The organism is Catenibacterium sp. RTP21428st1_D7_RTP21428_210409 (assembly GCF_040227455.1).
GTDB classification, from domain to species: domain Bacteria; phylum Bacillota_I; class Bacilli_A; order Erysipelotrichales; family Coprobacillaceae; genus Catenibacterium; species Catenibacterium mitsuoka_A.
In genome coordinates this window covers 1-13,258 of record NZ_JBEHVX010000072.1, presented here as the reverse complement: position 1 = coordinate 13,258, position 13,258 = coordinate 1, and the positions used below count along the sequence as shown (strand labels likewise).

Here is a 13,258-nt window from a genome sequence, read left to right as displayed (position 1 = left end):
ATCATTTTACTGTTTATATAGATAAAATTGAGGGTAGTGTATTTATGCTATGTGATATAGATTTTTGACACTACCTACCTTTGCAGGAGGGAGAACTATATGATTAAGGTAATGATTGCAGATGATCAGGAATTGATTAGAGAATCATTAAAGATAGTATTAAGTACACATGTTGATATTGATGTGGTAGATACTGCATCAGATGGTTTTGAAGTATTAAAATGTTTAGAAAAGTATGTTGTTGATGTTATTTTAATGGATATTCGTATGCCAGGTATGGATGGTGTTATGGCTACTAAGGAAGTGAAGGCGAAATATCCTAATACAAAGATTATTATATTGACTACTTTTGATGATGATGACTTTGTCTTTAGTGCTTTGCGTTATGGTGCGAGTGGTTATTTATTAAAAGGTGTATCAATGGATGAACTCTATAAAGCAATTGTGACAGTCAATACCGGAGGCGCAATGATTAATCCTGATATTGCAACAAAAGTCTTTAGTATGTTCTCTAAGATGCAACAGAACAACTATACGATTAAAGTAGATGAAAAAGATGTAGAAACATTAAGTAAACCAGAATGGAAGGTTATACAGCATGTAGGATATGGCTTATCTAATAAAGAAATAGCCCAGAAACTCTTCTTATCAGAAGGAACAGTCAGAAATTATTTAAGCTCTATACTCTCTAAATTAAACTTAAGAGACCGTACTCAACTTGCGATATGGGCAGTAGAGAGTGGTTTACTCACAAAGGCGATTGACGATGAATAGGGTTAAAATTGTATTAAGTATTGTAGTATTATCACTTTTCTTTATGATAGTGGTTAATTATCCTAATACCATTACTTTAGAACTAGGTGTTTTTTCTGGAAGTAACTGGGGTGTACCAAGTGGTGAAAGCTATAAGATTATTGATGGGGCTATAGAAAGATTTGAAAAGAAATACCCTGGAGTAAAAGTAAAGTATGAGAATGGTATTATGAAGAGTGATTACTCTTCATGGCTTTCTGATAAGATTGTGAGAGGGAAGGAACCAGATGTCTTTATGGTTCTTGATGATGATTTTAATACATTAGGTTCTATTGGGGCACTGGCAAATATCGATACATATATCAATCATGATAAGACATTTAGTTCAAAAGATTATTATTCAAGTGTTTTAAAGGCAGGTACCTATTCTAAGCACCAATACGCATTACCTTATGAATGTGATCCAACACTCATGTTTGTGAATAAAACACTCTTAGAAGAATGTCATATTGATATGCCTGATAATGATTGGACCTTGGAAGATTTCTATACAATATGCAAGAAAGTAAGTGAGTATTCTAATAACTATTATGGCTGTTATGATTATAAATGGCTTTATTCTATCTATGGATATGGAACACAAGTATTTAATGAAACAGGAACAAAATGTTTCTTGGAACAAAGTGCTGTTAGAAATGCATTAGAATTCTATCGGAAACTTAATAATCTTAATAAGGGACATAGTGTCACTTCTGAAGAATTTGATAAAGGCTTAGTGGCTTTTTCACCACTCTCTTTATCAGTCTATCGTACTTATAAACCTTATCCATGGCGTATTAAGAAGTATTCTACATTTGAATGGGATTGCCTTAAAATGCCAACAGTAAGTAAAGATAAAGGTAGTACACAGGTTTCTACATTACTTATGGGGATGAGTAGTAAATCTTATCATAAATCACAGGCCTGGGATTTACTAAAAGAACTATGTAATGATACGAAGACTCAGCAGTCTTTAACACACTATTCTCAAGGTATTTCACCTTTAAAGAAGGTTGCACAATCTCAGACTATTATTGATATGTTAGATGAAGAATCAGGAGATAGTCAGATGAGTATGTCTTTATTGAATCAAGCACTTCTAGTTGCCCGCAATAGAGAGAAGTTTAAGAAATATGATTCAGCAATGACAATGATTGATAACAACATTACAAAGATTGTTCGTTCAAGTGATGACTTTGATCTTTCTTTAATAGAATTACAAAAAGAAGTAAACAAATATCTCAATGATTAGAGTGGTTTAACCACTCTTTTTTTAATATGACAAATGTCATATTAAAGATATGACTTTAGACAGATGGATTGAAAGCGTTTGAATGCTAGAATGTAGTCACAGGAGGAGAAAAGAAATGAAATATGTAGTACTTGTAAGCCATGGTGAGTTTGCTAAGGGATTAGCCAATGCACTTACTATGTTAGCTGGAGAAAAGAAAGAAGTTATTGCAGTTGGATTAGAAAATGGTAAGACTGCAGATGAATTCGCAGAAGTATTCAAAGAAGCAGTAAGTCCAATTACTGCAGAAGATGAAATCATTCTTCTTGGTGACTTAATTGGTGGATCACCATTAACTACTGCACTAAATGTAATTAATGAAAAAGGTTTAACAAATAATACAGTTGTCCTAGGTGGTATGAACCTTCCACTTGCATTAACTACAGTATTAATGAAGGATAACATGGATAAGGAAATGCTTCCTCAGGCAGTACTTGGTGAAGCACATGAAGCATTAAAAGAATTTAAACTTGCATCAGATGATGATGACGAAGAAGACGATATTTAAGGAGGAAACCAAAAATGTCAGTTTCATTTATTCGTATTGATGACCGTATGATTCATGGTCAGACTTGTACTCGCTGGGCTAGAGAATATCCTTGCGATGGTTTAGTAGCAGTTAATGATAAAGCAGCAGATAACAGCGTATTAAAGGCTGCTTATAAAGCTGCAAGTGGTAAAAAGACATTTGTCTGGACACTTGATGCTTTCGCTAAGAAATCTCAGAAGGTATTAGACTCTGATACTCAGTATTTCTTAATCACTAAGAATCCTGTTGATATGGCTACAATCCTAGTAGATCAGGGATTCAAGTGTGGTATTGATACAGTTATTGTTGGTCCTTGTAATGACCGTGAAGGCGCTGTAAAGCTTGGTAATAACCAGTCTATTACTCAGGAAGAAGCAGATGCATTCGAAAGAATTTCTAAAGCAGGTTATAAAATCAAATTTGCCTTATTACCAGATGCATCAATTGGTACATGGGATGATTTCAAAGGTAAATTCGGTTATTAACAAATATTATATTTAAGGGAGAAAAAAATTATGGAAATTAGTTGGTTTCAAGCTGCCCTACTTGGCCTATTTGCTTGTTTATCAAGTATGCCAGGTTTAGGTGGTACTTCTATTGGTAACTACACTTTAGGTAGACCTTTAGTTGGTGGTTTAATTTGTGGTCTTATCTTAGGCGATTTAAAGACAGGTATTCTTGTTGGTATCGCTATGCAGTTAGTTTATATCGCATTAGTTACTCCTGGTGGAACAGTATCTGCAGACGTTCGTGCTGTCAGCTACATTGGTATCCCACTTGCAATGATTGCGGTTCATTCTTATGGTTTAAATCCTGCTTCAAGAGAAGCACAGGGTCTTGCTACTTCATTCGGTTCAATGGTTGGTACATTAGGTACAGTATTATTCTATGGAACAGCGACTATCAACTTAGCATGGCAGCATATTGGCTGGACTGCAGTTGAAAAAGGTGATTTCAAGAAATTATATACAGTTGACTGGGTACTTCCTTGGATCTCACATATCATTTGTTCATTCATTCCAACATTAATCATGTGTAAAATGGGTGCACCAATGGTTGACTTAATCAAGACTTACTTACCAATGGATGGCCTTGCTATGAAGACATTATTCACTGTTGGTTCATTATTACCATGTGTTGGTATTGCTATCTTATTGAAACAGATTGTAACTAAAGCAGTAGATTTCATTCCATTCTTCTTTGGTTTCACTTTAGCTGCTTCACTTGGCATTAACTTAGTATCTGCAACATTAATTGCTGGTATGTTCGCTTTAATCAATTATAAAATTAAAATGCTTTCTTTATCAAAACCAGCTGTTGCTGTTGCTGCAGATGATTTAGATGATGATGACGAGGAGGATATCTAAAATGGAAAAGAAGATTTCAAAGAAAACTCTATCAAAATCATTCCATCATTGGTACTATGGACACCTTACATGTTTCTCACAGGAACACATGCAGACATTTGGTTACTTGACATCAATGTTACCAATTATTGAAGAGTTATATGATAACAAAGAAGATCAGGCAAAAGCTTTAAAAACATATACAGCTTTCTTTAACACTGAACCTCAGTTAGGTACTGTTATCGTTGGTGTGACTGCTGGTCTTGAAGAAGCACGTGCAAATGGTGCTGAAGATGTAGATGATGAAACAATCAATGGTTTACGTGCTGGTTTAATGGGTCCAATCGCTGGTATTGGTGACTCATTAGTTGTAGGTACTGTAATTCCAATCTTATTAGGTATCGCTTTAGGTATGAGTACTGGAGGATCTCCTCTTGGTGCTATCTTCTATATCATCGTATGGAACTTATTCGCATACTTTGGAATGAAGTTCTTATACTTCAAAGGTTATGAACTTGGTGGTAAAGCCGTAGACTTCTTAGTAGGTCCTCAGGGTGAAGCACTAAGAGAATCTATCACAATGCTTGGTGGTATCGTTATTGGTGCTGTTGCAGCTACTTGGGTAAGTATCAAAACTTCATTCACAATGACTGCAGCTGGTGCAACTAAGCCTTTCTTAGAATTACAGAAAACATTAGATGGTGTATATCCTGGATTCTTAACAGCAGCATTCGTTATTCTTTGCTGGTATCTATTATCTAAGAAGAAAATGTCTCCTATCAAAGTAATGTTATTACTTGTAGTTGTTGCTTTCGTAGGTGTTGTTATTGGATTCTTCAACCCTGGATTAAAATACTAATATAAAGGAGCGTTCTATCATGAATAAAGAGCTTAAATCACATTATGTAGAAGAAGTAAAATATCAAACTAAGATGCTTAACAACTTAAAGAGATGGCTAAAGTGTTCAATCATTTTTTCCTCATTATTCCTTGCGTTCATTTTATTTGGACCTACATCTCTTATAACAAGAATCGTAGGTATTGTTGGTATGGTGCTTTGTGTAATCATATCTGTGATCATTGGGCTTGGAATTAGAAATGGTAGAAACAACGTCAATAAGATATTAGATTTAATTCAATAATCCTATCAACTTATAAATTTAATTATATGAGCATCACCGATTGTGATGCTCATTTTTTTGGAGGTAACAATATGTATCAATGTATATTAAGTGATATTGATGGCACATTACTTACAGATGACCATCATATGAGTCCTAAAACAAGAGACGCTATTAAATCTTTAGATATTCCTTTTTTACCTGTCTCTGCAAGAAGTCCAGAAGGTATATATCCAATACTGAAAGAGAATGATATTGTTTGTCCAATGATCTGTTTTAGTGGAGGACTCATCTTAGATGAAAAGGGACAGGTATTATATGAAAACGGGATGAACTATAAACAGACAGAAGAAGTCATTACTTTTATTAAAGAAAAGAAGTTTGATTGTACTATTAATATTTATGCATTACATGATTGGTTAGTAGAGGATAAAGATGATCCCCGTGTATTAAGAGAAGAACGTATAGTAAAAGCAGAAGCACAGAAAGGTACACTTTCTTCTTTAGATCCTTCTAGAAAAATACATAAGCTATTATGTATGTGTAATCCTCTTTATACAAAAGAGATAGAAAAAAGCTTAAAAGAAAGGTTTCCTCATTGTTCCATTGCCTGTTCTTCAGATATCTTAATAGAAATCATGAATGAAGGAGTCACTAAAGCAGATGCCATTAATCATCTATGTGACTATTATTCTATTAATAAACAGGATATTGTCGCTTTTGGTGATAACTATAATGATAAAGAGATGTTAGAAAGTGTAGGAATGGGTATTGCGATGGGAAATGCGCCTGATGATATTAAAAATATCGCAAAAGACGTAACAAGTACCAATAATCAAGATGGCATTTTCAATGCCTTACAAAAATTAAATATTATATAGAAGAAATCTCTGGATAGATGTAGTATAATGTAAGCAATTACGGAGGAATAAAATATGAAAAGATTATTGAATTGTACAACAAGTGAAATGCTTGCAATGAATGGAGAAGAATTAAAACAGTCTATTCTTGCATGTGAAGGAAGAACTGTCATGACTGAAACAGTAGTGGCTATTCCACCATTATTAGGAGACTTAACGAATGCGGAACTCGCTGTTTCTTTTGGTAGTGATATGGTTCTTTTAAATGTATTTGATTGCAATAATCCAGTGATCAATGGTTTGCCAGAATGTGATGAACCAGTTAAGAAGTTACAGGAATTAATTGGTAGACCAGTAGGATGTAACCTTGAACCAGTAGACTTAGATGCTGATATGCTTGAAGAAAGACAGACAATCGCATCTGGTAGACAGGCAACTGCAGAAACATTTAAGAAAGCACAGGAATTAGGATTCAACTTCATCTGTTTAACAGGTAACCCAGGTGTTGGTGTATCTAATCATTCAATTGCTGCTGCAATTAAGGAAGCTAAGAAATATTTCAAGGGCTTAATTATTGCTGGTAAGATGCATGGTGCTGGTGTTAATGAACCAGTAGTAGACTTAGAAGCAATCAAGGAATTCATTGATGCGGGGGCTGATGTTATCTTAATGCCAGCTGTAAATACAGTACCAGGATTATCTGAAGCAACAGTGACTAAAGCATGTGAATATATTCATGCACATAATGCATTAGCACTATCTGCAATCGGTACAAGCCAGGAAGGTGCAGATACTGAAACAGTCAGAGAAATCGCGATTGTGAATAAAAGATGTGGTGTAGACATTCAGCATATTGGTGATGCTGGATGGTGTGGTATGGCTTTACCTGAAAATATCATGACGTTAAGCGTTGCTATTAGAGGAAAAAGATGGACATACCATAAAATTGCTTCATCTGTAAACAGATAATTGGTAAGAATAGTATTTTTGATTGTATATAAATATTTAATTGTGCTATAATTCGTCGTAGGAGGATGATAATTAATGGATAAATTAACAATTAGAGATATTGATGTCGCAGGCAAGACAGTTCTTGTACGTGTAGATTTCAATGTACCAAGAGACAAAGACACAGGAGAAATTACAGACGATAACAGAGTTGTTGCTGCATTACCAACAATCAACTACTTATTAGAACACAACCCAAAGGCTGTTGTACTTTTCTCTCACTTAGGTAAGATCAAGAAGGAAGAAGACAAAGCTAAGAACGATATGGCTGTTGTTGCTCCTAAACTTGCTGAATTATTAGGAAGAGATGTTAAGTTCGTAAACGCTACTCGCGGTGCTGAACTTGAAGAAGCAGTTAAGAACGCTGAAAACGGACAGGTTATCTTAGTTCAGAACACTCGTTATGAAGCTGGTGAAACTAAGAACGATCCTGAATTAGGTGCTTACTGGGCATCACTTGGTGATGTATTCGTAGAAGATGCATTCGGTTCAGTTCATAGAGCTCATGCTTCAACTGTAGGAATTGCTGCTCATTTACCAGCAGTTGCAGGTTTCTTAGTAGAAAAGGAAATCGCTTATATTGGTAAGGCTGTATCTGATCCAGAAAGACCTTTAGTAGCTATCTTAGGTGGTTCTAAAGTATCTTCTAAGATCGGTGTAATCGAAAACTTATTAAACATTGCTGATAAGATCATTATCGGTGGTGGTATGTGCTATACTTTCGCTAAAGCTCAGGGACATACAGTTGGTTCTTCATTAGTTGAAGAAGATAAGGTAGAATTAGCTAAGTCATTCATCGAAAAGGGTGGAGATAAGTTAATCCTTCCAATCGACTCTGTAGTAAGCAGTAAGTTTGGTGAAGATGGAGATATCAAGGTTGTTGGTGAAGATGTACCTGAAGGATACATGGGTCTTGATATTGGTCCTAAGACTGTTGAATTATTTGCTAAAGAACTTGAAGGTGCTAAGACAGTTATCTGGAATGGCCCTATGGGTGTATTCGAAATGCCTAAGTTCGCAGAAGGTACTAAAGCTGTATGTAGCATGTTAGCTAACCTTAAGGGTGCTAACACTATCATCGGTGGTGGTGACTCTGCAGCTGCTGTTAAGCAGTTAGGATTCGCTGATAAGGTATCTCATATTTCTACTGGTGGAGGAGCATCATTAGAATATATGGAAGGTAAAGTATTACCAGGTATCGCTGCTATCAACGATAAATAATTTTTCGAGGAGATATAATTTAAAATGAGAAAACCAATTATTGTAGGAAACTGGAAAATGAACCATGGCATCGCAGAAACAAAGGAATTTGTTGCTGCTGTTGATGGTAAAGTAACTGATAAAGCTGATTGGGGTATTGCTACTCCTTTCTTAGATTTAGCAACTGCTAAAGAAGGCGCAAAGAACTTAATCGTTGCTGCTGAAAACTGCCATTTCAAAGACAGTGGTGCTTATACTGGTGAAGTAAGCGTTGGAATGTTAAAAGAAATCGGTGTTGAATGGGTTATCTTAGGACATTCTGAAAGAAGACAGTACTTCGGTGAAACTGATGAAACTGTTAACTTAAAGATGCTTCAGGTATTAAACAACGGTATGACTCCAATCGTTTGTGTTGGTGAATCTTTAGAAGAATATGAAGCTGGAAAGACTCATGATGTAGTTAAGACTCAGGTTGTTGCTGCATTCAAGGATGTTACAGCTGAAGCTGCTGAAAGAGTAGTTATCGCTTATGAACCAATCTGGGCTATCGGAACTGGTAAGACTGCAACTAATGAAATCGCAGAAGACGTTTGTGGTTACATTAGAGGTGTAGTTGCTGAACTTTATGGTCAGGACGTTGCTGAAAAAGTAAGAATTCAGTACGGAGGATCTGTAAAGCCTGCTACATTAAAAGCTTTACTTGAACAGCCAAACATCGATGGTGCTTTAGTTGGTGGAGCATCATTACAGGTTGAATCATACGTAGCTATGATCGAAGCTTTAAACGACTAATTATTTAAGAGATGATTCCTAGTGGATCATCTTTTTTTGTGTATGAAACACAAATGAGTGGTATACTATAACTAACTCATTGAAAGGAGTAGCACTATGGCAGAAACAATGAAAGAACGTAAAGATATGGATCCACAATATATGTGGGACCTCTCAACACTTTTTAAAAATGATGAAGAATGGAATAACGCATTACCTGAACTTAATGAAATGATTAAGAAACTACCTGAATACCAGGGTAAACTCAATAATGCGAAAACAATCAGAGAATTCTTTGATTTTGATACCCATTTAGGTAGGAAGTTATCTGATTTCTATTGTTATGCATCACTTAGAAATTGTGAAGATACAAGAGATAGTGACGCACAGGCAATGGAAGCAAAAGCGTATCAGGTCTATACAGCTTACGCAACAGCAATCAGCTTTGCTGAACCAGAAATCCTATCACTTGATGAAGAAGTTTTGGAATCAATTGTACATTCAGAAGACTTAAAGCCTTATGCATTCAATATGCAGAAGTTATTAGATCAGAAACCTCATGTATTAAGCGCAAAAGAAGAAGCACTTCTAGCTGCTTTTACAGAAACATTAGGGGCTCCTAGTAAGATTTCTGAAAGCTTACAGGATGCTGATATGACATTTGAATCAGTGACTGATTCAAATGGAGAAGTCCATGAACTCAACCAGTCTAACTATATTCTTTTACAGATGAGTGAAGACCGTACACTTAGATTAAATGCATTTAAATCTTTCTATAAAGGATTCAAACAGCATATTAATACCTTTGCATTTACATATAATGCATGTATTAAAGAAGCAGTGGCAGAAGCACAGGTGAGACATTATGAGTCTTCAAGAGCCATGAGCATGGCTTATGAACATGTACCTGGTGTTGTGTATGATAGTTTAGTAGATACAGTAAGAAAGTTCATGCCTGAAATGTATCGTTATGTACGTTTAAGAAAACAGATGCTTGGTTTAGATGAACTACACTATTATGATGTTTATACACCTCTAGTTGCAGGATCATCTAAGTCATATACTTATGAAGAAGCACAGCAGATGGTATTAGATGCAGTCACACCACTTGGTAAAGACTATGTCAATAGAGTAAAACAGGCTTATAAGGATAGATGGATTGATGTTTATCCTAACAATGGTAAACGTGGTGGTGCTTTCTCTAGTGGTACTTATGACTCTAATCCATACATCCTTACAAGCTTTACAGGCACATTAGATAGTGTCAGTACAATTGCCCATGAAATGGGTCATTCACAGCATACATGGCTTTCTAACCATACACAGACACCACAGAATGCAGACTATACACTCTTTGTGGCTGAAGTCGCTTCTACAGTCAATGAAAACTTACTTGTAGAACAGTTATTACAGAAGACAACTGAACCTAAAGAACGTTTAGCTTTATTAAACCATTATCTAGAAGGTTTCAAGGGTACTGTTTATCGTCAGACTATGTTTGCAGAATTTGAAAGAGATGCACATGCCATGGCTGAAAGAGGAGAAGCCATCACTGCAGCAAGCATGAATACATTATATAAGAATTTGATTAAAGATTATTTTGGTGAAGATCTAGTCATTGATGATGAAGTACAGTATGAATGGGCTAGAATTCCTCATTTCTATAGACCATTCTATGTCTATAAGTATGCAACAAGTTATTGTGCAGCAGTTGCTTTAAGTGAAGCAATTCTTAATAATGAAGATGGTGCAGCAAAGAAATACTTAGAATTCTTATCAATGGGTGGTAGTGCTTATCCATTAGATGAGCTAAAGCATGCAGGTGTAGATTTTAGTACACCAGAACCTGTATCTAGAGCTTTAACTAAGTTCAGTCAGATTCTAGATGATGTAGAAGAAACATTAAAGAAACTATAAGAATGAGAGATTAGCATGAAGTTAAAAACAAAAAAAGTAATTTTTTCAATTTTGTTGATCATATTGGTTCTAGGATTAATAGGATTGTATTCTTACTATAATTTTTAATATGCTGTGAGCAAGAAGTCATAGGACAACTCTTAGGGTTTGTTTTCATACTGTTAACACTTAGTTTGTCAACAGTATGAGAACAGCTCTGATAAGAGTTGTTCTTTTTTTACTGAACTGAACTATGTTATAATGTCAAAAGATAAGGAGAACATTATGTTGACAGGAGGAATTACTAATCCTTTAGATGTCATAGAACAATTCACTTATTTTATGTAAATTAGCTTCTATAGGTAGGAAAGTAGGAGAAGTTAATAGATATTAATATAGATGATGTAGATTTTGAGAATAGGAAATGTTTTGTGGGTACCAAGGAAAAATCTATTTATTTTGATGCAAGAACAAAAATTCACTTAAAGACTAGTGGTGTAAAGATAAGTTTAGAAGAACAGTAGCTACTAGAACTATAGGTAGGGAATGCCTATTGAACAGGTACGGAACTTATTAGGACATTCTCAGATGGACACAACTATGCATTATGTAACGGTTAATCAGAATAATGTAAAAGAGTCTCATAGAAAGTATATGACTTAAAGAAAGGATGGTTACTAATGGAATTGTTTCATGGAAGTAGTGTGATTGTAGATCAGCCAAAAATTATTACAGATGGTTTTTATAAAGATTTTGGGTACGGCTTTTACTGTACAAATTTAGAAAAACAAGCTAAACGTTGGGCATTGACTAAAAAGCATGGACATGTTGTGAATGTATATAGCTACACTAAGGATGATTCATTAAATACATTAGTATTTAATGAAATGACGGATGAATGGTTAGATTTTGTAGTGGATTGTAGAAGAGGTAAGACACATAATTATGATTGTGTAGAAGGTCCTATGGCAGATGATACTATTTGGAATTATGTGGATGATTTTGTGCGAGGATTAATTACTAGAGAAGCATTCTGGGAATTAGTAAAGTTTAAGTATCCTACACATCAGATTGTATTTTGTACAGAAGAATCTTTGAAACAACTTTGTTTTGAAAGGAGTTATTCATTGTGATTAATAAATACTTTGAAGATGAAGAGATAACTAGAAATGATTTATTGTTTATGTGTTTTATGATTGAGCTTGTAGCACGTAAAATACGTCAAAGAAATAAGTATGTGGTCAATACTATAGGTTATGATAACTTGTATCATTTGATTAGTGTTGCAAGTGTACTACATTGTGAGAATCCAGATAAAGTTGCAGATGATTGGATCAAAGATTATGGATTAAAACAAGGCAAATTTAATATAGAAGATGTAGATAGTGAGTTATGTACCATTATTCCAACAGCTATGGATATGGGAAAGGTTTATTCACGTCTTATTGTAGATACTTCAGTATCTAACGAAGATTATGTATCAGGTATTATTCGCGTCTATAACGATGAAATCTGTAATACTATTGATAGTTATACAAATGGTGCTTTTTTTGAACCTTCTTATGTGATTGCTAGAGCATATAAAGAAGGAGAGTTTTAATAGAGGTTAAATTTATTTTTTGGATGAGCAATATAAATATGGAGTCAATTTTGATATTAAAATTTGACCCCATATTTTTCTTCTCTTTCTTTTATAAAGTCCTCAAACTCTATAAGTTTGAAGTCTTTATTCTTTTTTCTTTCTTCGTATGCGATTGTAGTTTTGAAATCCTCTAACTTTTCATCAGTAAAGTAATTATAAGACAATCCATCAAGAATAATCTTTCTGTTTTCCATATCACATCATTCCTTGGTATTAGTACAATATAATTCTGTTTAAAACCATATGAAATGTTGTGAATAGCCTTTTTTCTCTAGAAAATGTTTCCATGAGAACAGCGAAGAAATTATTCATGGTAGATTTGGAAATATCATTAGAGCAAAAGGACAGCTGATGGTGGGAAAACAGTATTTTCAATTTTGATGTAGATACAGCATTACAGGACTTGATTCCAAGAGCTTGAGTAAGATGGTATTTATTGGAGATGGATTAAGTAAGAAAGCTATTTACGAAAACTTTGTTAAAACTGATAAGTATAAGAAGATTAAATATAAAACACGAAATAATTTAGTTTAGATAGATTGGAAGAGTAACCTTCCAATTTTTTATTTTAATCACTGGAGTATTATTGTAAATAAAGAACAGTTTAAATGACATTTGTCATATAACAATGTTACATATTGCACATCACTAATCGAACTAATAATCATATAATAGATGTGTAAGCGATTTCTAAAAAGGGGAAGGAAAATATGATAAAGAAATTATTTTTGAATACCCATAATCTACAGGTAACGATTTAAGAGAAGTGTGGAGCAGAAATATTCAGGATATAGACTATTTG

At 34.4% G+C, this 13,258-nt stretch carries 15 protein-coding genes; 14 read left to right on the top strand and 1 reads right to left on the bottom strand.

Going from position 1 to position 13,258, the window contains the following annotated elements; translation table 11 throughout:
- Nucleotides 1-99: 99 nt before the first annotated feature.
- The 14 genes from ABUA27_RS09835 to ABUA27_RS09770 all read left to right on the top strand — a co-directional run bounded on the left by ABUA27_RS09835 (nt 100) and on the right by ABUA27_RS09770 (nt 12,414).
- Nucleotides 100-774 (top strand): response regulator transcription factor, encoded by a 675-nt coding sequence (locus ABUA27_RS09835; RefSeq protein ID WP_022425267.1) that lies wholly within the window; start codon nt 100-102, stop codon nt 772-774.
- Entirely contained in the window at nt 767-2,044 is a 1,278-nt protein-coding gene (locus ABUA27_RS09830) for an extracellular solute-binding protein (RefSeq protein WP_129981109.1), read from the top strand. Before ABUA27_RS09835 ends, ABUA27_RS09830 begins: the two co-directional genes overlap by 8 nt.
- Nucleotides 2,045-2,159: 115 nt before the next feature.
- The gene (locus ABUA27_RS09825) at nt 2,160-2,591 is read left to right on the top strand and encodes a PTS sugar transporter subunit IIA (RefSeq protein WP_343018350.1); all 432 of its coding nucleotides are present in this window, start codon (nt 2,160-2,162) and stop codon (nt 2,589-2,591) included.
- 14 nt (nt 2,592-2,605) lie between these two features.
- A complete protein-coding gene (locus tag ABUA27_RS09820; RefSeq protein ID WP_349820636.1) occupies nt 2,606-3,097 on the top strand; it encodes a PTS sugar transporter subunit IIB in 492 nt (163 codons plus the stop codon).
- 30 nt (nt 3,098-3,127) lie between these two features.
- Nucleotides 3,128-3,979, top strand: a complete 852-nt coding sequence (locus ABUA27_RS09815; RefSeq protein ID WP_129981107.1) for a PTS mannose/fructose/sorbose/N-acetylgalactosamine transporter subunit IIC — start codon at nt 3,128-3,130, stop codon at nt 3,977-3,979.
- 1 nt (nt 3,980) lies between these two features.
- Nucleotides 3,981-4,817 (top strand): PTS system mannose/fructose/sorbose family transporter subunit IID, encoded by an 837-nt coding sequence (locus ABUA27_RS09810; protein ID WP_281073381.1) that lies wholly within the window; start codon nt 3,981-3,983, stop codon nt 4,815-4,817.
- Between the two features lie 19 nt (nt 4,818-4,836).
- Nucleotides 4,837-5,100, top strand: a complete 264-nt coding sequence (locus ABUA27_RS09805; RefSeq protein WP_129981105.1) for a hypothetical protein — start codon at nt 4,837-4,839, stop codon at nt 5,098-5,100.
- Between the two features lie 71 nt (nt 5,101-5,171).
- Nucleotides 5,172-5,960, top strand: a complete 789-nt coding sequence (locus tag ABUA27_RS09800) for a Cof-type HAD-IIB family hydrolase (RefSeq protein ID WP_129981104.1) — start codon at nt 5,172-5,174, stop codon at nt 5,958-5,960.
- A gap of 54 nt (nt 5,961-6,014) precedes the next feature.
- Nucleotides 6,015-6,908 carry a DUF7916 family protein gene (locus ABUA27_RS09795; protein WP_055232838.1) on the top strand — a complete coding sequence of 298 codons (894 nt, stop codon included), beginning with the start codon at nt 6,015-6,017 and terminating at the stop codon, nt 6,906-6,908.
- Between the two features lie 75 nt (nt 6,909-6,983).
- On the top strand, nt 6,984-8,168 hold the full coding sequence (locus tag ABUA27_RS09790) for a phosphoglycerate kinase (protein WP_129981103.1): 1,185 nt from the start codon (nt 6,984-6,986) through the stop codon (nt 8,166-8,168).
- A 24-nt stretch (nt 8,169-8,192) separates the two neighbouring features.
- Entirely contained in the window at nt 8,193-8,939 is a 747-nt protein-coding gene (tpiA, locus tag ABUA27_RS09785; protein WP_022425257.1) for a triose-phosphate isomerase, read from the top strand.
- Nucleotides 8,940-9,035: 96 nt separating this feature from the next.
- Nucleotides 9,036-10,835, top strand: coding sequence for an oligoendopeptidase F (pepF, locus tag ABUA27_RS09780; protein WP_349820635.1), 1,800 nt, complete (start codon nt 9,036-9,038; stop codon nt 10,833-10,835).
- Between the two features lie 659 nt (nt 10,836-11,494).
- A complete protein-coding gene (locus ABUA27_RS09775) occupies nt 11,495-11,947 on the top strand; it encodes a DUF3990 domain-containing protein (protein ID WP_117458493.1) in 453 nt (150 codons plus the stop codon).
- The gene (locus ABUA27_RS09770) at nt 11,944-12,414 is read left to right on the top strand and encodes a hypothetical protein (RefSeq protein WP_281073389.1); all 471 of its coding nucleotides are present in this window, start codon (nt 11,944-11,946) and stop codon (nt 12,412-12,414) included. Before ABUA27_RS09775 ends, ABUA27_RS09770 begins: the two co-directional genes overlap by 4 nt.
- Nucleotides 12,415-12,470: 56 nt before the next feature.
- Here the strand turns inward: ABUA27_RS09770 and ABUA27_RS09765 are convergent, their stop codons facing one another.
- Nucleotides 12,471-12,650: a hypothetical protein gene (locus ABUA27_RS09765; protein WP_287844803.1), complete on the bottom strand. Its 180-nt coding sequence runs from the start codon at nt 12,648-12,650 to the stop codon at nt 12,471-12,473.
- Between the last annotated feature and the right edge of the window lie 608 nt (nt 12,651-13,258).